This is a genomic window from Flavobacterium sp. W21_SRS_FM6 (genome assembly GCF_052119645.1).
GTDB lineage: Bacteria > Pseudomonadota > Gammaproteobacteria > Enterobacterales > Alteromonadaceae > Paraglaciecola.
Map to the genome: position 1 here is coordinate 363,863 of NZ_JBGQOM010000004.1, position 23,121 is coordinate 386,983.

The 23,121-nt window shown below is 43.9% G+C and carries 20 protein-coding genes and 1 tRNA gene; 15 read left to right on the plus strand and 6 right to left on the minus strand.

Annotated features, from left to right (window positions below; all coding sequences use genetic code 11):
- Positions 1–447: 447 nt before the first annotated feature.
- Positions 448–1,155 (minus strand): substrate-binding periplasmic protein, encoded by a 708-nt coding sequence (locus tag ACEN2L_RS09615; RefSeq protein WP_441743436.1) that lies wholly within the window; start codon positions 1,153–1,155, stop codon positions 448–450.
- A gap of 134 nt (positions 1,156–1,289) precedes the next feature.
- Entirely contained in the window at positions 1,290–2,156 is an 867-nt protein-coding gene (locus tag ACEN2L_RS09620) for a TraB/GumN family protein (RefSeq protein ID WP_441743437.1), read from the minus strand.
- A gap of 369 nt (positions 2,157–2,525) precedes the next feature.
- Here ACEN2L_RS09620 and nirB point away from each other — a divergent pair, with 369 nt between their 5' ends.
- From nirB to ACEN2L_RS09680, 12 genes are all read left to right on the plus strand, one after another.
- Positions 2,526–5,120: a nitrite reductase large subunit NirB gene (nirB, locus tag ACEN2L_RS09625; RefSeq protein WP_441743438.1), complete on the plus strand. Its 2,595-nt coding sequence runs from the start codon at positions 2,526–2,528 to the stop codon at positions 5,118–5,120.
- A 10-nt stretch (positions 5,121–5,130) separates the two neighbouring features.
- Positions 5,131–5,478 carry a nitrite reductase small subunit NirD gene (gene nirD, locus ACEN2L_RS09630; RefSeq protein WP_306020748.1) on the plus strand — a complete coding sequence of 116 codons (348 nt, stop codon included), beginning with the start codon at positions 5,131–5,133 and terminating at the stop codon, positions 5,476–5,478.
- A 9-nt stretch (positions 5,479–5,487) separates the two neighbouring features.
- Positions 5,488–8,310, plus strand: a complete 2,823-nt coding sequence (locus tag ACEN2L_RS09635) for a nitrate reductase (protein ID WP_441743439.1) — start codon at positions 5,488–5,490, stop codon at positions 8,308–8,310.
- Between the two features lie 72 nt (positions 8,311–8,382).
- On the plus strand, positions 8,383–9,438 hold the full coding sequence (locus ACEN2L_RS09640) for a glycosyl transferase family protein (protein WP_441743440.1): 1,056 nt from the start codon (positions 8,383–8,385) through the stop codon (positions 9,436–9,438).
- Between the two features lie 475 nt (positions 9,439–9,913).
- On the plus strand, positions 9,914–10,528 hold the full coding sequence (locus tag ACEN2L_RS09645) for an ANTAR domain-containing response regulator (protein WP_441743441.1): 615 nt from the start codon (positions 9,914–9,916) through the stop codon (positions 10,526–10,528).
- Positions 10,529–10,561: 33 nt separating this feature from the next.
- A complete protein-coding gene (locus ACEN2L_RS09650; RefSeq protein WP_306020744.1) occupies positions 10,562–11,671 on the plus strand; it encodes a CmpA/NrtA family ABC transporter substrate-binding protein in 1,110 nt (369 codons plus the stop codon).
- A 329-nt stretch (positions 11,672–12,000) separates the two neighbouring features.
- Complete coding sequence (locus ACEN2L_RS09655) at positions 12,001–13,407, plus strand: CmpA/NrtA family ABC transporter substrate-binding protein (protein WP_441743442.1); 1,407 nt, start codon at positions 12,001–12,003, stop codon at positions 13,405–13,407.
- A gap of 45 nt (positions 13,408–13,452) precedes the next feature.
- Positions 13,453–14,442, plus strand: a complete 990-nt coding sequence (locus tag ACEN2L_RS09660) for an ABC transporter permease (RefSeq protein WP_441743443.1) — start codon at positions 13,453–13,455, stop codon at positions 14,440–14,442.
- A 19-nt stretch (positions 14,443–14,461) separates the two neighbouring features.
- Complete coding sequence (locus ACEN2L_RS09665; protein WP_306020741.1) at positions 14,462–15,313, plus strand: ABC transporter ATP-binding protein; 852 nt, start codon at positions 14,462–14,464, stop codon at positions 15,311–15,313.
- Between the two features lie 108 nt (positions 15,314–15,421).
- On the plus strand, positions 15,422–16,642 hold the full coding sequence (locus ACEN2L_RS09670) for an alginate export family protein (RefSeq protein WP_441743444.1): 1,221 nt from the start codon (positions 15,422–15,424) through the stop codon (positions 16,640–16,642).
- 145 nt (positions 16,643–16,787) lie between these two features.
- Positions 16,788–17,141 carry a VOC family protein gene (locus ACEN2L_RS09675; protein WP_441743445.1) on the plus strand — a complete coding sequence of 118 codons (354 nt, stop codon included), beginning with the start codon at positions 16,788–16,790 and terminating at the stop codon, positions 17,139–17,141.
- 237 nt (positions 17,142–17,378) lie between these two features.
- Positions 17,379–18,296 (plus strand): formate/nitrite transporter family protein, encoded by a 918-nt coding sequence (locus tag ACEN2L_RS09680; RefSeq protein WP_441743446.1) that lies wholly within the window; start codon positions 17,379–17,381, stop codon positions 18,294–18,296.
- Position 18,297: 1 nt separating this feature from the next.
- Here ACEN2L_RS09680 and ACEN2L_RS09685 read toward each other — a convergent pair whose 3' ends face one another.
- The 4 genes from ACEN2L_RS09685 to rnhA form a co-directional block, all read right to left on the minus strand.
- Positions 18,298–18,597 (minus strand): hypothetical protein, encoded by a 300-nt coding sequence (locus tag ACEN2L_RS09685; RefSeq protein WP_306020735.1) that lies wholly within the window; start codon positions 18,595–18,597, stop codon positions 18,298–18,300.
- 97 nt (positions 18,598–18,694) lie between these two features.
- Positions 18,695–18,919, minus strand: a complete 225-nt coding sequence (locus ACEN2L_RS09690; protein WP_306020734.1) for a histidine kinase dimerization/phospho-acceptor domain-containing protein — start codon at positions 18,917–18,919, stop codon at positions 18,695–18,697.
- A 3-nt stretch (positions 18,920–18,922) separates the two neighbouring features.
- Positions 18,923–19,954: a GGDEF domain-containing protein gene (locus tag ACEN2L_RS09695; protein WP_441743447.1), complete on the minus strand. Its 1,032-nt coding sequence runs from the start codon at positions 19,952–19,954 to the stop codon at positions 18,923–18,925.
- A 209-nt stretch (positions 19,955–20,163) separates the two neighbouring features.
- Positions 20,164–20,625: a ribonuclease HI gene (gene rnhA / locus ACEN2L_RS09700; RefSeq protein WP_306020731.1), complete on the minus strand. Its 462-nt coding sequence runs from the start codon at positions 20,623–20,625 to the stop codon at positions 20,164–20,166.
- A gap of 80 nt (positions 20,626–20,705) precedes the next feature.
- Between rnhA and dnaQ the strand changes: the two genes are divergently transcribed.
- The 3 genes from dnaQ to ACEN2L_RS09715 all read left to right on the plus strand — a co-directional run bounded on the left by dnaQ (position 20,706) and on the right by ACEN2L_RS09715 (position 23,121).
- The gene (gene dnaQ, locus ACEN2L_RS09705; RefSeq protein WP_441743448.1) at positions 20,706–21,416 is read left to right on the plus strand and encodes a DNA polymerase III subunit epsilon; all 711 of its coding nucleotides are present in this window, start codon (positions 20,706–20,708) and stop codon (positions 21,414–21,416) included.
- 79 nt (positions 21,417–21,495) lie between these two features.
- Positions 21,496–22,809 (plus strand): TIGR03503 family protein, encoded by a 1,314-nt coding sequence (locus ACEN2L_RS09710; RefSeq protein WP_441743449.1) that lies wholly within the window; start codon positions 21,496–21,498, stop codon positions 22,807–22,809.
- Between the two features lie 235 nt (positions 22,810–23,044).
- Positions 23,045–23,121, plus strand: a tRNA-Asp gene (locus ACEN2L_RS09715).

Genomic DNA, 23,121 nt, shown 5'->3' on the forward strand with positions numbered 1-23,121 from the left:
AATCTGAGCTTCAAAAATTAGCTGCGTACTATGGCAAAAAATGCCGTTTAACGATAGGGAAGATTGGTTGAATTCGGTATTTTATTGCCAAAGATGGGACACTAGGGCATGTTGACCTTTGGAGTATGAATTTTGTTCAAATCCAAAGCATTTTGATCGCGACGACGGATTACAGGCCCAGTGGGCTAAGTCAATATCCGGCAACAAAGAGCAAAACGCTTTGGGTTGAACCCTTCGGGTCCGTAACGGATGTTAAGCGTTTGTGCAGCATTTCTACTGCTTCATCACTCGCTCATGTAGAATAACGACACCGCGCTCGTGCTTTATTGTATAAATACCGCACAACTCGCTGCAAAAACACACACCAAAGGTCAACACGCCCTAGGCTGACTATAAAATAGTCGCGACTCTGTCCATAACATTTATTGAAAGCCTATAACCTTTGGCTTAGGGCCAACTGGCTAAAATGCGAGCGTATTCTCCTGAAGTACGCATACTGTCAAGGGCAATATCGAAGGCTTGTTGTAGTGTTTCATCTTGCGTGATTGCGCCATAATCTTGGCTGGTAAAGATACTATGCACACTAATATCTGTGTCAGGAAATAAGGCATTCTTGGTATAGCTTAACAGTCGACGTTCGCCAATAACAATATCGGTTTTGTGATTGATGAGCAGTTTTAATTGTACGTTTCGGTCAACTAATTCTAAGTAGTCGGTGTTCTTCACTGCTAAAGCAAAATCGGGACCCAGCACTGTGGTGGCAGATTGATAAGCAATCACCGACTTGTCAGCAAGATCATTAATCATTTTAACTTGAAGATTGGCCTCTTTTAGGGAAATTGCCACATCCTCAAAGGGAAGGTAAGTAGACGTTGTATACCCCCTGTCTGTGTTAAATGCCGCAGGACTGGCAATATCATATTTACCTTCGTTGAATTCTTTAATGAGTCGATTGTAAGCAAGCAAATGAAACTCTGCTTCATACCCCATTTTATGCGTAACCTGACGGATAATTTCTACGTCAATACCTGTTATGCCTTGTTCTTCATCGAAATAAGCCCACGGCGCGCCTAAATTCACTGCCACCTGAAGTTTTTTTTCAAAGCCATGTCCGTGAAATGAAAACAACAACAAGATAAGCAAAATATTGCGCATGGTAGTCCTTGATGATTGGAGGTGAGAGGCACTAACGATTAAACTAAAAGTACCACTAAGCGATGGTTGACAATATGGTAACTATAAAAAACGCTTAGTTATTGAAACTAAGCGTTTACTTCAATTAACAAGGTTTACAGTTGTTCTATTTTGTAACCCTTGGCGGCTAATTTAGCCAAGACACTGTCAGGCCCAGCTAGGTGTAATCCACCGACTAAAATAAATTCAACGGGTTCATCATTTAACATCGCTTCAATTTTAGGAAACCAATTATTGTTACGGTCGACTAATAGGTCTTGATAAATTTGCGGATAGTCTGCTTTAAAATCATCAATTGATACGTCAGCCATAGCCTGCATATCGCCAGAACGCCAACTGTCTCGTAGGTCATTTATGGTTTCAGGCAGCTTTTTGATATCACGAATAGCGTAATCAATCATGCCGCTTTCGTCATCTTTACCCAGATTAACTAAAAATGAGATTTGCTCGTCAGGGGTTTCAAACCATGCTTGCGGTTTGCCATCGGCTTGGGATTTGTTGGCATAAAACTGATCAACCCCTTCACTGGTAAAACCCAGAGCCTGTAATTCCATTATACTCAATGTCACTGCGATTAAGCTCGGCTTTAAAGTTGCCATGGCTTCGATAGGGACATTACGCTCTGCCATATGTTGTTTTAGCTTGGCATAGGTGTCAGCGTTCAGCACTTTATCAAGGGTGGTGCCATCCGCATAAACCATTTGGGCCATCATTTTTTGTTGAAATTCAATGCTATTGACTGCCACCATGTCAGTTTCAAATACTACTTTATCTGCGGCGTCATAAGCCACATCATATTCAGAGGGTAAGGGATAGTCTTCGGGGCTAAGAATATGGATGGTACCGCCCACATACACCGTGTGTTTATCGTTACTGACCTTCCAAACTGAAGCGGCCTGAACCTGCAATGATATTGCGCTCGCAGCCAAGATAAACGCACCACATAATTTATTTAACGTCATGTTTTTATTATTTCCATGTCAAAATGAGTAAAAAAGAGGTCGCAGAATAGCGGCTAACCCTTAATAAGAGCAATATGTGTTTGGACTATTTGGTTTGCGCCATGATGGCACTTTTGCACCAAATTATGACGTAATACCTGTATATTATTTAAAGGATTTTGATTAACTCATTGATATTAATAGATTTAATTTGTGGCATTAAAACTGTATAAATAAAACTAACTAAGTAAATTAGCCTAAATTTATTTGTAACTTAATTTAATCCTTGCCAACAACTGTGTTGGTGATGGTTTGGCAAAGAAGCCCGCATGTCTGACTCGTTCAGCAATGCGGGCTTTTTTTTGCTCTCATTTTAGTTAAAGGTGATATATGACAATGTCAGCACAAATCAAAAGCAATCAACAAACACGGATCGTTGTGGTGGGTAATGGCATGGTTGGCCATCATTTTGTTGAGCAGTTAATTCAACATAATGCCAATGTAGCCCAGGATGGACAGACTATACACATTTGTGTGTTATCAGCAGAGCCAAGACTGGCCTACGACAGAGTACATTTATCCGAATATTTTTCAGGCAAAACAGCCGAAGAACTCGCCCTAACTACACCACAGTACTATCAGCAGAACCAGATAGAGTTTAAATTGGATGCTGCGGTGGTTGATATCGATAAGCAAGCCAAAACCGTGACCACAGTGCAAGGTGAAGTATTAGCTTACGATAAACTTGTTTTAGCCACTGGCTCATTCCCTTTTGTGCCTCCTATTCCTGGCAACGATCAGGCCCACTGCTTGGTTTACCGTACTATTGAAGATTTAGAAGCCATTAATCATGCTGCTCAGGTTAGTAAAGTGGGCGTGGTGGTGGGTGGTGGATTACTAGGCTTAGAGGCAGCGAATGCACTTAAGCAGGCCGGTTTGCAAACCCACGTTGTCGAATTTGCTCCTCAGCTTATGGCCGTTCAAGTAGATGAGGGCGGTGGTCGTTTATTGCGCAGTAAAATAGAGGCGCTAGGGGTACAAGTGCATACCCAAAAAGCCACCCAAAATATTGAAAAGGGCGATAGCTGTCGCTACAAAATGTGTTTTGCTGATGGTTCAAATTTAGAAACAGACATGATTCTATTTTCTGCTGGTATTCGTCCGCAAGATGCCTTAGCTCGTCAATTTGATATCGCGATTGGTGAGCGCGGGGGCATAAAAGTTGACAATTATTGCCAAACCTCAGCGCAAGATATTTATGCCATTGGTGAATGTGCCTTATGGAATAATTTCATATTTGGATTAGTGGCACCAGGTTACACCATGGCGCGAGTCGCTGCGACCCATATACTAGGCGGCGATTTGAGTTTTTTAGGCGCCGACATGAGTACCAAGTTAAAGCTCATGGGGGTGGAAGTTGGCTCTATTGGTGATGCTCATGCCAGACAAGCAGGGGCCTTGTCGTATATTTACGAAAATCAGCCGCAAGGCTTGTACAAAAAAATCGTCGTAGACGCCACGAAACAAAAACTTCTGGGTGCAGTGTTAGTAGGTGATACCTCAGACTACGACACCTTATTACAATACGCACTTAATGGGATTGACCTTCCTGAATTTCCAGAAAGCCTTATATTACCTGCAGGTAGTGAGGGTAAACCCGGTTTAGGTGCAGACGCATTACCAAGCACCGCAACCATTTGTTCTTGTCACAATGTATCAAAGGGCGACATCATCGCTGCCTTTGATAATGGCGCTTGTAGTGTTGGTGATATTAAAAGCTGCACTAAGGCCAGCAGTGGCTGCGGTGGTTGTTCGGCCTTACTGAAAAGTGTGTGTGACAGTGAATTAAGCAAACGCGGCGTCGAAGTCAAAAAAGACATTTGTGAACACTTTGCTTATTCACGCCAAGAGCTATTCCATTTAGTGAAAGTGGGACACATCAAAACCTTTGATAGCTTGCTTGAAAAACATGGGCACGGACTAGGCTGCGAAATATGTAAACCTGCTGCGGCTTCTATTCTCGCTTCGGTGTGGAATGAGTTTATCTTAAAACCCGATCATGTCAGCTTGCAAGATACTAACGATACCTATCTTGGCAACATGCAAAAAGACGGTACCTACTCCATCATCCCTCGCATTGCAGGTGGTGAAATTACCCCCGATAAACTGATTGTACTGGGCCAAGTAGGCAAAAAATACAATTTGTACACAAAGATCACCGGTGGACAACGCATTGATTTGTTTGGCGCTCGTGTAGATCAATTGCCAGAAATTTGGGAAATATTGATCAATGCTGGCTTTGAAACGGGGCACGCTTACGCCAAATCATTGCGCACAGTGAAGTCCTGTGTGGGCAGCACCTGGTGTCGCTTTGGGGTGCAAGATTCTGTTGGCCAAGCTATCGATTTAGAAAACCGTTATAAAGGGTTGCGAGCTCCGCATAAAATTAAATTTGCGGTATCAGGTTGCACCCGTGAATGTGCCGAAGCCCAAAGTAAAGACATCGGTGTCATTGCCACAGAAAACGGCTGGAACCTTTATGTGTGTGGTAACGGCGGCATGAAACCACGCCACGCAGATTTATTTGCTACCGATTTAGATAGCGCGACCTTGGTTAAGTATATCGACCGCGTATTAATGTTTTATGTACGAACCGCAGATCGGTTACAGCGTACCTCCGTGTGGCTAGAAAACCTTGAAGGGGGCTTAGATTACCTAAAACAAGTGGTCATCGAAGACTCGTTAGGCCTAGTAGAGGAGTTAGAGAAGCAAATGCAGCTTGTGGTTGACTCTTATCAATGTGAATGGCGCACAGCCATAGAAAGTCAAGCATCTCGTAAGCGTTTTCGTCAGTTTGTTAATAGCGATAAAGTGGATTCCAACATTGTTTTTGTCCAAGAAAGGCAGCAAATACGCCCCGCCACAGAAGCAGAAAAACAGAGCTATCTGCAACAGGCAGATATAAAAACCAGCGAAGTGGTATAAGGAAATGAGCATGACAAAGACAGCAAATTGGATGACAGTGTGCCAAACCAGTGATTTGGTTGACAATTCAGGCGTATGTGCACTGATTAACGAACAACAAGTGGCGTTATTCAAACTTAGCGTGCGCGAGCAGGTGCAACTTTTTGCCATTAGTAACTGGGATCCAATCGGTAAAGCCAACGTCTTGTATCGTGGTTTATTGACCTCTGTGGGAGAGACCATCACCGTCGCTTCCCCCTTATACAAACAGCGTTACAGCTTAGCCACGGGACAATGTTTGGACGCTGATGAGATCGCTGTTCGCGTTTATCCCATTCGGATAGAGCAGCAATTGGTTCAAATCCAAATAGATAAGTAGAACATGTTGATGTCGCAAACAAATACCGTGAAGACCAAACGAGCCAGTCAAGAACAAGGCCCTAGCGAGGTGTCAAGTACCTGTCCTTACTGTGGAGTAGGGTGCGGTGTTGATGTGTCGGTCGACTATGTCAAAAGTGATACTGGCAACGGATCTACAGTGCGCTTAAGTGGCCTATCAGGTACCCGTGATCACCCTGCTAATTTTGGTCGTTTATGTGTCAAGGGGACGCAATTATTAGCCACAAACAGCCTTGCTGGACGCATGCAAACCCCAACGATTGACGGTAAAAAAGCGTCTTGGTTAGCGGCCATCAACAAAGTTGCCCAAAGCTTTAGTGACATTATTGCCACACACGGAGCAGACTCAGTGGCTTTTTATGTATCAGGTCAGCTATTGACTGAAGATTATTATGTCGCCAATAAGTTGATGAAAGGCTATATCGGTAGTGCCAACATCGATACTAACTCGCGCTTGTGCATGTCATCGGCGGTAACGGCATATAAACGGGCCTTTGGTGCAGATGCGGTGCCATGCTGTTATGAAGATTTAGAAGAGACTGATCTAGTGGTACTGGTAGGTTCTAATGCCGCTTGGACCCATCCAGTGTTGTATCAGCGTATCGAACGCGCTAAAAAACGCAATCCTGCACTTCAAGTGGTTATTATTGATCCTCGTCGCACCGCAAGTAGCGAATTAGCTGATTTACACCTGCCAATTAAGCCCGGCACTGACGTAGCCTTATTTAACGGATTGCTAGCCTACCTGAGTGCTAATCAAGGTTTAGACCATCGTTATATCGAGCAACATACCGAAGGCTTTACTGCGACCCTTGAAATGTGCCAAAACTGGTCAGTAGACCAAGTGGCTGCTTTTTGTGACGTAGACAACAGTGTCATTACCCAGTTTTTTGACTTATTTAAGCTGCGAGACAGAGTGGTAACGGCTTATTCAATGGGAGTGAATCAATCAAGCAGTGGAGTTGATAAAGCCAACGCCATTATCAATTGCCATTTAGCGACGGGTAAATTAGGTCGTGAAGGTTGCGGACCCTTTTCGCTAACAGGCCAGCCCAACGCCATGGGCGGGCGTGAGGTGGGTGGCTTGGCCAATATGCTAGCGTGTCACATGGACTTGGATAACGCTGTGCACACTCAGTTGGTACAAAACTATTGGCAGTCCCCTAACATAGCCACTAAGCCAGGTTTAAAAGCTGTTGATTTATTTGATAAAATTCTCGATGGCACGGTTAAAGCTGTGTGGATCATGGCCACCAATCCTGTGGTGAGTATGCCTAATCGGGATAAAATTATTGCGGCTTTGCAAACCTGTGAGTTGGTGGTGGTATCAGATGTAACAGCCCAAAACGATACCATCGACTACGCCCATGTCACCCTACCTGCCACCACCTGGTCAGAGAAAAATGGAACGGTGACAAATTCAGAACGGCGGATTTCGCGCCAACGGGGGATATTACCGGCTTTTGCTGAGTCAAAACACGATTGGCAAATAGTCTGTGATGTGGCCAAAGCCATGGGTTTTAAGCAAGGGTTTAACTATCAAACCGTGCATGAAATCTTTAATGAATATACCGGATTAAGTGCCGAGCAAAACCAAGGTTCTCGAGATTTAGACTTGTCGGGTATCAGTCAGTTAAGTGCTGAGCAGTATGACAAACTGCGCCCGGTGCAATGGCCCATCAATGCTGCGAATCCACAGGGGACAAAACGGCTATTTAGCGATGCCAAGTTTTACACCCAAACCGCAAAGGCGCAATTTATTGCACTCAGTGTGCAGCTACCTGAACAACAATGCTCAGCGGCTTTTCCCTTTGTGCTAAACAGCGGGCGTATTCGTGATCAGTGGCATACCATGACTCGTACCGGCAAAAGCAGTGAACTCAACGCTCATCAACCTCTCCCGACACTGGCTATTCATCCAGAAGATGCAGCGGCTCTCAATCTTAAACAACACGATTTTGTTCAGCTCTTTGCAGCGCATAATGATCAGCCTAAACCTAAGGATGACAGCAGCGAAACCAAGGTGGTGTTAGCCATTAAGATTGACAGTAGACAGCGTCAAGGAGAGGTTTTTGCGCCCATTCACTGGAGTGCGGCCAATTCATCAAGCGCTGCGATTGCTTCTTTGTATAGTGACGCTCATGATCCCTTATCGGGCCAGCCAGAATTAAAACATGCCGCTGTTGCGCTCAGCCCCATCCGTTTTGCCAGTCAAGGTCAGATATTCACTAAGCAGCCTTTAGCTCGTGATTTTTTGCGCCGCTGTTTTGATTATTATGTGCAGACTCCTTTATCGCAGGGCTATATGCTTACTTTTGCGAGTCAGCAACAGATCCCAGCGCTTAAGTCTCTTATCCAACAGCACTTTCCACTGTATGACGAGTGGATGAGTCAACTGCTTGATGGCCAACAAAACAGCTATGCCTTGCAACAGGGGCAGCTAATGTTAGCCATGTTTACAGGAAGCGATTATCGTCAAATAGACCAAGTGTGGTTGAACGCATTATTCAGCCAAACCCAACTTGGTCCACTGGATTTTAACGCCTTGTTAACCGGGCAACCGCTAACCGCATTTAATGCAGGTCCCTTAATATGCAGTTGTTTTAAGGTGGGCGAAAATACGATTAAACAAGCCATTGAAGCGGGCTGTGAGTCGGTCGAAGCCTTGGGAGCGAAGCTCAAATGTGGCACCAATTGTGGTTCATGTAAATCAGAGCTGAGCCAATTGCTCAATCAATATACCCCGGCACCGCAAACACAGATGTCAGTAGCGGCTGCTCGTATTTCAGTTGTACAATTAGATGAGCAATAGAACACCAGCGTTATCAAAGATTGTATAAAATCGCGATAGCCAAGACCTACTACATACTAAATAAGCGACACTATGTTAGAACCTGAAATTACTGATTTTAAACACTTTATTCGGCTAATAGGACGAGGGCAGCGCGCAGGTCGCAGTTTAACAATCCAAGAAGCGCAGCAAGCCATGACCATGTTGATTAACGGCGAGGCCACGCCTGAGCAAAAGGGCGCGTTTTTAATGTTATTACGTGTGCGTGAAGAAACTGCAGAAGAATTAGCGGGCTTTACCTTAGCTTTTAGAGCGTTTAATCACAGCGGGCTTGCTGGATTAAACGTCGATTTAGATATGGGCTGCTATGCCGGTAAAAGACGCCACCTTCCTTGGTTTTTGTTAGCCGCAATATTGTTAGCCCAGCAGGGTAAACGGGTTTTTCTACACGGCACTCACGAGCCGGATTCAAAACGTTTATACCTCAAAGAAGTATTGCCACACTTGGGCTTGTCGGTATCACGCTCTGTCGAACAAGCACAGGGAAATTTAGACAACTGTGGTCTAGCCTACATGGATTTAGCGTTACTGAACCCGCAACTTGAAGAGATTATTCAGCTTAGAGATCAATTTGGATTGCGCTCTTGTGCAAATACTTTGGCGCGTATGCTTAATCCAAGTGCCGCACCTTACAGTTTGCAGGGCGTGTTTCATCGCAATGTGGATATCAAACACAGTGAAACTGCATGCTTATTAAACGAAAAAAACGTTTTATGTTTTCGCGGTGAGGGCGGTGAAATAGAATTTAATCCTGAGCGCGACGTAAGCTTACATATTGCTAGATCCGGTCAAGCAGAGGTATGTGAAGTCAGCTCTGCCACTGAAAATTGGGCGCTCAAACCCAAAGAATTAGTCGCCTCGTATATGCTTGAAGTATGGCGTTCAGATACAACTGACCACTACGCTGAGCAAGCCATTATCGGTACTCTGGCGATTATGTTGGTGCTCACCGAGCACCTGGCTTGGCACATTGCGATAGATCAAGCTAAGCAATACTGGTCCGCGCGAAATAAAGTATGGCCTTTCGAGCTGCCAAAATCGCCTGATGCGCTTGCTTTTAATACTCAGGGTAAATTCTACGCTCACTAGGAATACTTAGGCCAATTTCACCGTGAAGTTGGCTGTTTGCTTGTCGGGCCTTTTGTCAGTTGATTAAAGTGAGGTAAGGCACAAATCTACTTTGCTTTATATTGGTGCAGTTGCACAGCGTTTTGACACAAAAAAATAACATTTCAACTTTCCATGCCCTTGCGTCGCGCTTAAGTGTGAGACAAATGCGTCTCTTGATGACTACTTGTCATTCGTAAAGCGAGAAGGATTAACCATCGAGCAACTGCCGATGAAGGTATATTGGCTAAAATGAGGGACTTTATGCCCAGCTGAGCAATAATTAGCCGTATAAACGATATTTACCCTCCCTTTTGCATAAAAATTATTCATAAAATTTTGCCGTTTACCATTGTATTTTTTGTTTCGTAAAATCACTCAGTATTGGCTTAGGGTTTGCAGTATCTATTTCATGAATAGTTATTAATCTGCCCCGTTAATCATGTCAGGAAAATCAGTGAACCGGACACACAATACGTCATCCTTAAATAACCAAGCTGAGCTATGTATTTTGTTGATAGATGAAAATGTACAGCGCGCAGAGTCGATTAGTTGTGCCCTGAATAATTCGCGCTATCGCATTAGTCATTTAGCCAGCCCTGGCGCATCTTTATTAAAACAGGTTGATGAGATCCAGCCTGATATTATTGTGATAGATATTGAGTCGCCAAGTCGCGACATACTGGAAAGTTTACAAGCAATTTCACATTTCAATCCAAAGCCTGTGGTGATGTTTTCAGCGCAAAACGACACCAATACAATTAATCAGTCTATCGAATCTGGCGTCAGCGCTTATGTTGTGGGTGACATAGAGCCTGTCAGGGTCAAACCCATTTTAGACGCAGCAGTCGCACGATTTCGCGAATTTCAAAAACTCAAAAATGAACTGAGTGATACCAAACAACAATTAGCCTCTCGAAAAACCATTGATCAAGCTAAACGCCTACTCATGAAAAAGAAAAATATGTCAGAAGATGAGGCGTTTCGGGCAATGCGCAAAACCGCGATGGATACCGGCCAGAAGTTAGACGATGTAGCAAAAACCTTACTTTCCATACTCGGAACGTTGTGAGGGCACATGGCTAAGACAAATAAAGGTAACAATATGAAAAAACCAGAACAAACCACCTTAACCTTAGGTTTTATTCCATTAACAGATTCTGCGCCCTTAATTGTGGCCAAAGAGTTGGGATTTTTTAGTCAATGGGGTTTAGATGTTACCTTACAAAAGCAAAATTCCTGGGCAACGTTGCGTGATAAATTGCACGCGGGTTTGCTAGACGCTGCACAAATGTTAGCACCCATGCCATTAGCCAGTACCTTGGGACTGGGTTGTACACCTACTGCGGTCATTACGCCGTTGGTATTAAGCCTAAATGGCAACGCCATTACCTTGTCTGAAAAATTACATCAAGAAGTCATTGCCGAAAATAAGATCACGCATTTGACCTTGCCAATGGCCGCCTATTTGTTGCAGCGGGTTATCGCCACCAGAAAAGCGCAAGATAGACCAAAATTGAAGTTTGCCACGGTATTTCCCTATAGCTGCCATTTTTATCAATTACGGGATTGGCTCGCCTCGGCTAATATTACCGATCAGGATGTTGATATTGTGGTCGTTCCTCCGGTGAATATGGTCGCGCATTTACAAAGTAGTGAAATCGATGGCTGCTGTGTTGGCGGCCCTTGGAATGCGAAAGCGGTGAGAGCGGGGACAGGGCTTACGGCCTTAACCTCATTTGATATCTGGCAGGATTCGCCAGAAAAGGTGCTCGGCCTGTTAGAAAGTTGGTACAAACAGAATCCTAATACGGTATTAGCCCTAACCGCCGCCTTAAAACAAGCGTGTAGCTGGCTTGAAAGCATTCCTAATCGCTTTGAAGCTGCTCGGTTGTTGTCGTCAGAGCAGTATTTGGATGCATCGGTTGACGTGATTGCGCCATCGTTAATTGGGAGTTGTCTTACTCACATTACCATGCCACCACGCTCAATTCCTTCTTATAACCAGTTTTCTAAATCAAATAATGGCACCATCAATATTCCAGAATATGTGCGTGGTGAATGGCTAATGAGTCAAATGAACAGTGCTGGCCAACTTGCAGGGGTAAACGTACCGGTAGATTTAGTTAAACGAGTATTTAGGCCTGATATTTACCAACAAATGCGCCTCACCCTAGAAGATCAAAAAGTTCAATTTTTTAGGCATTCGGGCTAAATCATGTTTTTAGGGGCTTTATCATGGTGACACGTAATGCGCACATATTTAGCGCAACGTGCACTATGATGACAAGCTTAAGTAAAATTCAATCTAGGACGAATTTATTAAGTTATTGATAATAAAGAGTTTTAAATGTTGGCATCTATCATGCTAAACAATATCTGAAACCAGTGTGTTTCTAACGCACCAAGAACTATAACAATATAAAACTCATTATTGTTCGCACAGCATCGACGCTAAGCATCAATAAGGCAATGTAGCCCATACAAACTTTCCGTGTCCTGGAGTTTGTGTGGGTTTTTTTTTGGCTAAAACTGGAGAAAACCATGAAAACCACCACATTAATGAGCAAATTAAAGCGCCGCGCTCGCCAGTTAAGCCTTAGTACACTTGCAGCCACTTTTAGTCTAAGTTTGCTTTCTTTAGGTTCCGCTCAAGCAGAAAAATTGGCTTGGCCAGAAAAAGAAGAATTGAAGTTTGGATTTATCAAACTGACTGATATGGCACCATTAGCGGTTGCCTATGAAAAAGGCTATTTTGAGGAAGAAGGTCTGTATGTGACCTTAGAGGCTCAAGCGAATTGGAAAGTACTCTTAGATAGAGTAATTGATGGCCAATTAGACGGCGCCCATATGTTGGCTGGACAGCCCTTAGGCGCGACTATCGGTTTTGGTACGCAGGCTCACATTATCACCGCCTTTAGCATGGACTTAAATGGCAATGCAATTACGGTCTCAAATGATATTTGGGCCCAAATGAAACCTCATGTACCAATGGAAAATGGTAAACCGGTCCATCCCATTAAAGCGGATGTATTAAAATCGGTGATTGATGATTTTAAGAGCAAAGGCAAACCCTTCAAAATGGGTATGGTATTCCCCGTTTCTACCCATAACTATGAGCTTCGCTACTGGTTGGCTGCAGGGGGAATTCACCCAGGATTCTATGCGCCAGATAAGGGCGATACCAGCGGGCAAATCAATGCCGATGCTTTATTGTCAGTGACACCTCCCCCCCAAATGCCGGCTACCATGGAAGCAGGCACAATTAACGGTTATTGCGTTGGAGAGCCATGGAATCAGCAGGCGGTATTTAAAGGCATAGGTGTACCCGTGGTTACCGATTATGAAATTTGGAAGGATAATCCAGAAAAAGTCTTTGGTGTCAGTAAAGAATGGGCCGACAAATACCCTAACACCCATATTCGAGTGGTGAAAGCCATGATCCGTGCTGCGATGTGGTTAGATGCAAACAACAACGCCAATCGGCCCGAAGCCGTGAAAATATTAGCGAAAAGCCAATATGTCGGCGCCGATGAAGAAGTGATCGCTAATTCGATGACCGGCACCTTTGAATATGAGAAAGGGGATATAAGAGAAGTACCTGACTTTAACGTATTTTTTAGGCACAACGCGACGTATCCTTATTACAGCGATGCGATTTGGTATTTGACTCAAATGCGTCGTTGGGGGCAAATTTCCCAGCAAAAACCAGACTCTTGGTACAAAGACATCGCTAAAAAAGTTTATCGCCCCGATATTTATGCTCAAGCGGCTATGGCGCTTGTCACGGAGGGTAAAGCTAAGGCATCTGATTTTCCTGAATTTAGTAACGAAACAGGCTTTAAAGCACCGCAAACCCATTTCATCGACAATATTGTTTACGACGGCTCACAGCCTAATGCTTATTTAGAAAAGTTCTCGATTGGCTTAAAAGGCGATATCCAGCTTTAAATTACAACTGAGGTAGGCCCTTGGCCTGCATTCAAGGAGATTATTATGTCTAAAACCGTCACATTACCGCTCAACTTGCTGTCGATGAGTCGTATTAATATTGCTTCGCTGGGCACGTGGCTTAGACAATTGGCCTTGCCAGTCATTGGCATCGTCGGGTTTTTAGCCTTGTGGAGTGTGGTGGCAAGTAACATCGATACCTCCTTAGGCAAGTTTCCAGGGCCAGGCGCAGTATGGGAGCAAGCCGTCAATTTAGTGGATGAACATGTGGCTCAGCAACAAAAGGCCAGTGATTTTTATCAGCGCCAAGCAGAGCGTAATGCGGCTCGATTGGCACAAGATCCCAGTTACGAAGTAAAGATTCGTGACTTTACCGGGCCGCCCACATTTTTTGCACAAATATGGACCAGCTTGTATACCGTGGCGGTAGGCTTTCTATTCGCCTCACTTATTGCGGTACCGCTGGGCATTTTATGTGGGCTCAGCAAAGCAGCTTACAGCGCTATTAATCCGTTGATACAGTTGCTTAAACCCGTTTCGCCTTTAGCATGGCTCCCCCTTGTGACAATGGTAGTAAGTGCAGTGTATGTCAGCAGCGACCCGATGTTTTCTAAGTCGTTTATTACCTCTGCGGTAACTGTTTCATTGTGTTGTTTGTGGCCCACCTTAATCAATACAGCGGTAGGGGTATCGAGCATTGATAAAGACCTATTAAACGTCAGTAAAGTGCTGCGTTTAAGTCCGATGTCTCATGTCTTTAAGATTGTGATGCCCTCGTCGATTCCGATGATATTCACCGGTTTGCGTTTGTCATTAGGCATTGGCTGGATGGTGCTAATTGCCGCAGAAATGCTGGCGCAAAATCCGGGCTTAGGAAAGTTTGTGTGGGATGAATTTCAAAATGGTAGTTCTGAATCCTTAGCTAGGATCATGGTGGCTGTGCTGACCATTGGGATCATCGGTTTTGCGCTTGATCGCCTCATGTTGATCCTGCAGAAAAAGGTCAGTTGGGATAAAACCGCGGTGTTACGTTAATAGTAGAGAGGGGAATAGTATGACAAGTAAACACCAGTTAGAGTTAAGCCAAGTGGGTATCGATTTTCCTACCGCAAAAGGCCCCTTTACCGCGTTAAAAGATGTGAATTTACGTATTCATAAAGGTGAGTTTATATCCTTAATTGGTCACTCAGGTTGCGGTAAGTCAACAGTTTTAAATATAGTGGCAGGGCTTCATCAAGCTACAACCGGCGGGGTTATTCTAGACAGTCAAGAAGTCACAGAGCCTGGACCTGAAAGAGCAGTGGTTTTTCAAAACCATTCATTATTACCTTGGTTAAGTGCCTATAAAAATGTTGAATTAGCGGTAAAACAAAGCAGTAAAAAGCGCAATAAAAAAGAAATTCGAGAGTGGGTTGAACATAATCTTGAGTTAGTTCACATGAGTCATGCAGTTGATAAATTACCGTCTGAAATATCAGGCGGTATGAAACAGCGCGTTGGTATTGCTCGTGCTTTGGCGATGGAGCCGAAAGTATTGTTGATGGATGAACCTTTTGGAGCGCTTGATGCGTTAACTCGCGCCCATCTGCAAGACTCGGTGATGGAAATTCATGCTGAACTGGGAAATACAGTGATTATGATCACCCATGATGTAGATGAAGCGGTTTTGTTGTCTGACCGCATCGTCATGATGACCAATGGTCCAGCGGCCACAATTGGCGAGATATTGTCCATCGATCTTGAACGCCCGCGTAATCGAATCGAATTAGCCGATAATCCTAAATACAACCACTATCGCCATGAAGTGCTGAAGTTCTTATACGAAAAACAGCGCAAGGTGGAATCGGTCAGCAGTCACCGCTTGGCACAGCGCAATAATAAGGTGGGACAACACAATGCCGCCTAAACAATAAGCCGTAGCGGTTTTAACTAAGCACGACTCAATAAAAACGTAATTGAATTTTGATGCTGTATGGCGTCATAGGACACTTTTGCCCAAAAACCGAGGAAAAACATGAAAAATTCTAATCAAAGCTTTACCTTAAATAAACGTGTATGGTGCGTCATTGTTGGGCTTGTAAGCATAAGTAGTGGTGCTATTGCAGATGAACTCACCACGGCACTTACTAGCGGTAAACCCAGCGCTGATTTTAATTTACGCTATGAAAGTGTTGAGCAAGAAAACGGGCTAAAAGATGCCAGTGCATTAACCTTACGAACTCGATTAGCTTACACCACAGGTAAGGTCAGTGGGTGGTCTGCCTTGGTGGAAATGGAAGATACGCGTATTGTTTTAGGGCAGGGCGATTACAGTGTGCCGCAAACCGCTTATCAAAGTGGAGTGTATTCTGTGATTGCTGATCCGGAGCATACTGAATTAGATCAGGGCTTTGTACAATATACCAGTGAGACAATCACTGCCAAAATAGGCCGTCAGGTTATCGCATGGGATGGGCAACGTTTTATTGGCCATGTTGGCTGGCGTCAAGACCGTCAAACGTTCGATGCAGTCAGTGTTAAATATAACCCTCGTCAGGATCTGACCCTTAATTACGCTTATATCACGCAGCGCAATCGTATTTTTGCCGAGGCACAAGACCAAGACAGCAAAGACCACCTATTCAATGCGAGTTTTAAAACTCGCCTTGGCACACTGACCGGCTATGGTTATGTATTAGAGCTCGATAATGAAACCGAAAATGACTTAGATACATTTGGTGTTAGTTTTGTTGGAAGTGCTGTGGCAGGTGAGACGAAGCTGCTTTATTCACTGGAATACGCCAATCAAACCAGCCAGACTGTCACCACAGACTTTAGTGCAGACTACATGTTGGCAGAGTTTGGAGCGGTGATGGGGGGCATTACTGCAAAATTGGGCTACGAATCTTTGGGCTCTGATGATGCTGCTTACGGGTTTTCTACTCCCTTGGCTACCTTGCATAAATTCAACGGCTGGGCTGACATATTTTTAACGACGCCAGCACAAGGTTTAGTGGATACCTATATTTCTCTTGCAGGTGGTGCACTTGGCGGTAAGTGGATGGCGGCCTATCACAGTTTTGAAGCAGATAACGCCAGTGATTCCGTGGATGACCTGGGCAGTGAGCTTGATTTGCAATATGTTCGTGCCTACGGACCACATTACAGTATCGGTCTTAAATATGCCGCGTATTCGGGAGACAGTGGCAAGGTTGATACGGATAAATTATGGGCTTGGCTTAGCGCCAAGTTTTAAATTCAAGCTAGTAAAACGAAGGGCCAAAGGCCCTTCTATTCTGCGTTTCAACTTACATTAACAAAACCCTTCAAGCATCAAAATTACATTTCTATTACATCTGCTCCTTGCTAAGCTACTACCTTCTCGTTAGTTGGAGTCATTTATGTCACAACACCATAAAATTAATTATATTGAGATCCCTGTGAAGGGACTTGCCTCAAGCAAAGCCTTTTTTAAACAAGTATTTGGCTGGTCTTTTGTTGACTATGGCGATGATTACGCTGGTATCGTCGGCGCTGGCATTGAAGGTGGTTTGTTTTCTTCGGATTTAACCGTATCGACTAAAACAGGCAGTGTGTTGCTGGTCTTGTATAGTGAAAATTTAGCGAAAACTCAGCAGGCAATTATTGCTGCGGGAGGGGGTATTGTAGAACCAACCTTTGATTTCCCAGGAGGACGTCGTTTTCATTTTGCTGACGTAAATGGTAACGAATATGCAGTGTGGAGTGATAAATAGGCTTTTGCAATGTGTCACCCACAGAGACTTGTGTTCGAATATGTTACGAACAGCACTGGCATGATTTGCCCTATATGTTGGGTTAATGGGTAAGGCGAGTCATTCACATAAGGAATGGGCGGGCTAACCGTTAAAATTCAGAAAAGCGCTTTCATTTTTAGGGGACACGTTGCTGAGCCAGATTATTGTTGATAGACATAAATAAGGACATCAGCTGCTTTTAGCCAACAGGATATTATGATGCAGCACAGCGACAGCAATGAAAATAAACAAGCCATTAGTGATGAAGCGAAGTCACGAAATATGGCGTCACAGCGCGAAAATCGTGAAAAAACACCTGCGCCAACCGAAAAATCTTTAACCGGCTCAGAACGAGAAGCCGTTGCTGAACACGGCAGGTTATCGTCTTTGACTGTGTATTCGATCATTTTACGAGAGGGAGAGGAAGAATTACAGCGACCAGTATCCTCGCTCTGGTGGTCTGGAGTGGCAGCAGGTTTAGGGATATCGACCTCCGTTTTAGCAGAAGCCGTTCTTCGAACGCATTTAGGCTCAGCTCATTCTTACTTAACCATTATCGAAAGCCTAGGCTATACCTTGGGTTTTATATTGGTCATTTTATCAAGGCTGCAACTGTTTACAGAGAACACCATCACAGTGGTGTTACCCTTGCTCGCTAGCCCCAGTAAAAATCGATTTATCTGTACTGCTCGCTTGTGGGGAGTGGTGCTAGCAGCCAATTTGGTTGGGACCTTTATTACCGCAGCTATTGCTATGCATGGCGGTGTACTGACTCAAGAAATTCTGGACTCTGTTTTACAAATTTCTCGTCATGTGGCTGCGTTAAGCCCGATGGAAACCTTATTGAGAGGAATACCATCAGGCTTTTTCATTGCCGCAATAGTATGGATGTTACCCTCTGCAAAAGGCTCTGAAGTGCTGGTGGTTATGCTATTTACATGGCTTATTGCCGCGGGGGAGTTTACTCATGTTATTGCCGGTTCAAATGAGATTTTTAGTCTTGTTTTGATAGGTGAAATGCCTTTCGCGGCTGCATTTTTGCAACATATCGGTCCCATGTTAATGGGTAATATTATTGGTGGGACTGGGCTTTTCGCCATGTTAGCCTACGGGCAAATTCGAGAAGAGATGTAGCTTAGCTTTTTCGCTCAATAGCGGGGATTTCAAAGTAAGCATCAGGTGATTTTTCTTTTAGTTCAGCGAGTGATGACTTACGGGCTTGACGTTGTTGTACACTCTCTCCAAATACACTGAGGTGCTCGTCTTCTATCATCTTGCTTATCTCACAAGGCGTCAAAATATTGAGTAATTTTGCAGCTTGGAGCAAACCTTCAGTTCTGAATTTGTGTTGGTTATTTGCTTTACTTTGTTTGATATTTTCAAAGGTCTTTGTGAGTTCAGCTCGACAATAGTCAATAAATGCCCGGTGTTCCATCTCTACGTACCTCTTCCTTGTTCGCTTGTTAGGGAAATGTCTGGGTGAATCAGCCATATCATGCCAGCTTGTGGTGGATGATATAGCTTGGTTAAGTTTAGTCGCTTTTAGGACTGACTTTGTTGCTCCGCATGTCGCTAATGGTTTGCTCACACCGTTTACATTGCTGCAATATCACCTCAAAAGCCTGAGCAATTTTTTCGCTACTGCCTTGGTTGGCAATTAGCATCTTACCCAGTTCAGCATGAAGCGAAATGCTGTTCAATGGATTTCTAAGGCGATGGGTAAAATCCTTGAACTCTGTTTCGTCGATTCGATCCATGACTTACATTACCTTGATTTTGTGGGCTAGCTTTGCTTCACTCTTGAGATAATTAACGCGGTTTTTACCTGAATGTTTTGCCGCATAGAGTTGCTGATCTGCGAGGCGAACAAAGTCATCAAGACTTTGTTCTTGGTGGTCAACATGATCCGCCTCAAAAATTGCTAAGCCGATACTTACGGTCACAATATCAAAAGGCTTATTATTTTCATGGACAATGCGCAATGCTCTAATTCGGTCCAATATCTTATTTGCAACGACCAGCGCCCCCTCAAGATCAGTGTCCGGTAAAACTACAGCAAATTCTTCTCCACCATAGCGCCCTACCACATCTGTTTCTCTGCGTTTAACGGATATTATTTTTTCAGCAACTTGCTTTAAACATTCATCACCTTGAATATGGCCGTAACAGTCGTTGTATAACTTAAAATTATCAATATCGATCATCATTAACGCCATTTGGTGACCATAACGAACAGTGGCGGCATAATGTTGCAATAACATTGTATCCAATTGCCGACGGTTAGCCGCACCAGTGAGGCCATCGACATAAGACAAAATTTCTAGTTTTTTACGATAATGAATTAATTCCATTTGATTGCGTACCCGTACACGCAGGATTGCAAAATTCAGTGGCTTGACTACGTAGTCTGCGGCGCCAAGTAACAGTCCCTTTTCTTCATCGTCCGGGCTGTCAGCAGCGGTCACAAAAATAATGGGGATGTGGGCAGTTAATTCATTAGACTTGAGTTCTCGGCAGGCTTCGTAGCCGTCCATCGTAGGCATATCAACGTCCAAGAGGATAAGATCGACTTCTTCTTTCAGAATGTAATCAAGTGCATCTTTCGCGTTGTCATACAGTACAACGTTATACTCAAACCCAAACAAGGCCTCCAACGCGTCTAAGTTGCTTTGATAGTCATCGACTATCATCAAGGTTTGTCTTTTAAATTCACTCTTATCAAATGATGTCCCCGGACTCCATGTGGAGCGGACCTTGGACAAACTCGGCTTAGCCATTTTATTACTCTCCATGATAAACGCTTTGCTAATAAGAAAGGGTTTGTCGCTACTGATTGTGTGAATATGCAGGTACAGTACCAGTTTTGCTTTGGTTTTTTAAGTTATTGATAAGCAATAGCTTTGTTTAAATTTATGTTGTGCTGTATGAGTCAGCTCCGGGTGGCATTGTGACTTATTTACAGTGCGTGTAGTCTTTACAGTACCTTGACTCACCCTTCTGTTTACGCATTAAACCCAATATCATCCAAGTGATTTTTACTTTCAGCAGCAGCCCGAGCGAGTTGATCGCAGGCTTCATTCTCTGGGTGTCCAGAATGGCCTTTTACCCAGTGCCAGGTGACATCGTGACGAGCGACTTGCTCATCTAAACGCTTCCATAGATCAACATTTTTGACGGGCTTTTTGTCAGAGGTACGCCAGCCATTTTTACGCCAATTTTTAATCCATTGATTGATGCCATTTTTTACGTACTGGCTATCAGTAGTAAGATTGACCTTACACGGTTCGTTTAGGCAGGCTAATGCCTCGATGGTCGCCAACAATTCCATTCTATTATTGGTGGTATGTTTAAACCCTTGGTTTAATTCTTTACGATGTTGACTAAACACTAAGACAGCACCATAGCCACCAGGTCCGGGGTTACCTAGGCAAGAGCCGTCGGTAAAAATTTCGACTTGTTTCATGTAATTATGCCATTTTTTTATTTTAGCGCAGTATAATGAGCGAGATACGTAATGCTACAAAATTCTAAAAAGAGTGTGAAATGCGACAAATTGTACTAGATACCGAAACTACGGGTATCGATCCCAGACAGGGACACCGAATTATCGAGATAGGTTGTGTTGAGTTACTCAATCGTCGATTAACTGGCAATACTTTTCATGTATACATCAATCCTCAACGTATTGTTGAGCAAGAAGCAATCGAAGTGCACGGTATTACTAATGAATACCTTACTGATAAACCGGTTTTTAGTACTGTAGCTCAAGAATTTATTGAATTTATCAAAGGTGCGCAATTAGTTATTCATAATGCGCCGTTTGATGTCGGGTTTATGGACGCCGAGTTTGCTCGCATCCCACGCTTCGCTGGGCAAAAAACGGCTGAGTTTTGCACAGTACTAGATACCCTTGATTTAGCGCGCCAGTTGCATCCAGGACAAAAAAATAACTTAGATGCCCTGTGTAAACGCTATGGCATTGATAACTCCCATCGTGAAAAACACGGGGCCTTATTAGATTCTGAAATCTTAGCCGATGTGTATTTAATGATGACAGGCGGCCAAACAGATTTAAATTTGTCTGGTAAGTCACATACCGAGGGAGGGGTGCAGCAAGAAGTGATTAGACGTTTGCCTGGTGACAGAAAAGCGTTAAAGGTTGTGAAGGCTACGGCCGATGAACTGGCTATGCATGAACAACGCCTTGATCTTGTTTTGAAAAAAGGGGGCAGTTGTCTTTGGCGACAACAATAACAGGAATGGCATGTTAACGAGTTTATCCAAGTATGTAGGGTCTTACTTCCAAATATTGGGGGTCTGCGTACTGATTTGTGTGAACACTAGTGTAGAAGCGCAAAGCAAAGTTGCGCCTGCTACTAACGAAGCTACGTCGGCCACAGATAAAAAAACTGAGGATGCCGATAAGTCGGTGCTGACTTTATTAGGTACTGAATATCAAAATGGCATAAAGCTTTTGCGAAATCGCTTTCGCATTGATTACATGGTTGACGAAATTACCATGATTTTCTTTCGTGAATACGGCAGTTCACCCGTGGTGCTGGTAAAGCCTGATGGCAGCAAAATTTTTCAATCTGATGCCGACGGTATTGATTTGTTTTGGTATGACACCGCGACCTACGACATGATCAGTTTAAAAAAGCCTACTCCTGGTCCTTGGCAGGCGGTTGGGCAAATTCGTGAAGATAGCCGAGTAATGGTGATTAGCGATATCGCTCTGCATGCTGAACCTTTGCCGCGGGTTATTTTTTCAGGTGAAATTCTCAAGCAAACTGCGTACTTAACCAATCAAGGTAAGCCAATTGATTACCGCGCTTTTCGCGATGTGGTAGAGCTTAGTATCGATTTTTCTAGCACAAATAATCCAAATTTTAATAATTTTGGTGCCCAGCCACAAAATATCGCAACCTTTGAAGACAATGGTAAGGGCATGGATGAGCGGCCCTTAGATGGTATTTTTACCGGGCAATTCAATTTAGCGGTAGCGGATGGAGAATGGACGCCGGTATTTTCAGTTTCAACGCCAATGTTTACGCGCGAACAGGTGGGTGAAAATCTGATGCTTTATCCAAATCCGATCAAGATTTCAGTTGAAAAGGATGAGGTGGGTAAAGGTTTTCATAAACTATCTATCGATACAGAGCGGGAATTAGTGGATATTGCCACTTTATTACTTGACGGTAAAATCCGTTTTCCAAATGGCGATATCCAAAACTTTTCCATCACTGACATGTCCAATGATGTGCGTCAATTTGACATTGTTAATTATGAATCTGGTGTATACCGAGTGAAGCTTACCGCTTATGGTAATACCGTTGAAGGGCGGGAATTTATTCTGGATGTACCTGAATATAGCTTTTTGGTGGAAGAACCGAGACCGCTAGTTGAAGCGCTTACTCCTACGACCGATCCTGCCTTAGCGGCTCAATCAGACGAGTCGAATATGAACGAACAAGTGCCAAATGCTGTGATGGGGGAAAATAATACGAATGCAGAACCAGAGCGGGCGGAAGAAGAATCACAAGGTTGGCAACAAAGCACGATTATTTGGTTTGTTGTTGGCTTGAACTTATTGATTGTAATTTTTGGCGTGGCAGCAATTTGGTTTTTTAGTCGCCGACGCAGCTAACGTTAATGAAATAGTGATGCGTGCTGCAAATATCGAATTAATTTAGGCTGTTTTTAAGGCGACAGGCCATTAAAACAGCGTAAATTGGTTAATCCTGCAGCAAACGATTCACTTTAGTGTATTTTGCTTGAAAAAGCGGTTGACTCACCTTTGGCTTACCCGTATTATCTGCGCCGCGGTCGACGAGGTGAGTCCAGTACTTACATTGTAACTGCTTGATAATGTTAAAGAATGTGGAGTGGTAGTTCAGTTGGTTAGAATACCGGCCTGTCACGCCGGGGGTCGCGGGTTCAAGTCCCGTCCACTCCGCCA

What these genes read in the sequence shown, in the direction of transcription:
- ACEN2L_RS09615 (WP_441743436.1), bottom strand. Translation starts at nt 1,155, where the DNA reads ATGCGCAATATTTTGCTTATCTTGTTGTTGTTTTCATTTCACGGACAT.
- ACEN2L_RS09620 (WP_441743437.1), bottom strand. Translation starts at nt 2,156, where the DNA reads ATGACGTTAAATAAATTATGTGGTGCGTTTATCTTGGCTGCGAGCGCA.
- nirB (WP_441743438.1), top strand. Translation starts at nt 2,526, where the DNA reads ATGACAATGTCAGCACAAATCAAAAGCAATCAACAAACACGGATCGTT.
- nirD (WP_306020748.1), top strand. Translation starts at nt 5,131, where the DNA reads ATGACAAAGACAGCAAATTGGATGACAGTGTGCCAAACCAGTGATTTG.
- ACEN2L_RS09635 (WP_441743439.1), top strand. Translation starts at nt 5,488, where the DNA reads ATGTCGCAAACAAATACCGTGAAGACCAAACGAGCCAGTCAAGAACAA.
- ACEN2L_RS09640 (WP_441743440.1), top strand. Translation starts at nt 8,383, where the DNA reads ATGTTAGAACCTGAAATTACTGATTTTAAACACTTTATTCGGCTAATA.
- ACEN2L_RS09650 (WP_306020744.1), top strand. Translation starts at nt 10,562, where the DNA reads ATGAAAAAACCAGAACAAACCACCTTAACCTTAGGTTTTATTCCATTA.
- ACEN2L_RS09655 (WP_441743442.1), top strand. Translation starts at nt 12,001, where the DNA reads ATGAAAACCACCACATTAATGAGCAAATTAAAGCGCCGCGCTCGCCAG.
- ACEN2L_RS09660 (WP_441743443.1), top strand. Translation starts at nt 13,453, where the DNA reads ATGTCTAAAACCGTCACATTACCGCTCAACTTGCTGTCGATGAGTCGT.
- ACEN2L_RS09665 (WP_306020741.1), top strand. Translation starts at nt 14,462, where the DNA reads ATGACAAGTAAACACCAGTTAGAGTTAAGCCAAGTGGGTATCGATTTT.
- ACEN2L_RS09670 (WP_441743444.1), top strand. Translation starts at nt 15,422, where the DNA reads ATGAAAAATTCTAATCAAAGCTTTACCTTAAATAAACGTGTATGGTGC.
- ACEN2L_RS09675 (WP_441743445.1), top strand. Translation starts at nt 16,788, where the DNA reads ATGTCACAACACCATAAAATTAATTATATTGAGATCCCTGTGAAGGGA.
- ACEN2L_RS09680 (WP_441743446.1), top strand. Translation starts at nt 17,379, where the DNA reads ATGATGCAGCACAGCGACAGCAATGAAAATAAACAAGCCATTAGTGAT.
- ACEN2L_RS09685 (WP_306020735.1), bottom strand. Translation starts at nt 18,597, where the DNA reads ATGGAACACCGGGCATTTATTGACTATTGTCGAGCTGAACTCACAAAG.
- ACEN2L_RS09690 (WP_306020734.1), bottom strand. Translation starts at nt 18,919, where the DNA reads ATGGATCGAATCGACGAAACAGAGTTCAAGGATTTTACCCATCGCCTT.
- ACEN2L_RS09695 (WP_441743447.1), bottom strand. Translation starts at nt 19,954, where the DNA reads ATGGAGAGTAATAAAATGGCTAAGCCGAGTTTGTCCAAGGTCCGCTCC.
- rnhA (WP_306020731.1), bottom strand. Translation starts at nt 20,625, where the DNA reads ATGAAACAAGTCGAAATTTTTACCGACGGCTCTTGCCTAGGTAACCCC.
- dnaQ (WP_441743448.1), top strand. Translation starts at nt 20,706, where the DNA reads ATGCGACAAATTGTACTAGATACCGAAACTACGGGTATCGATCCCAGA.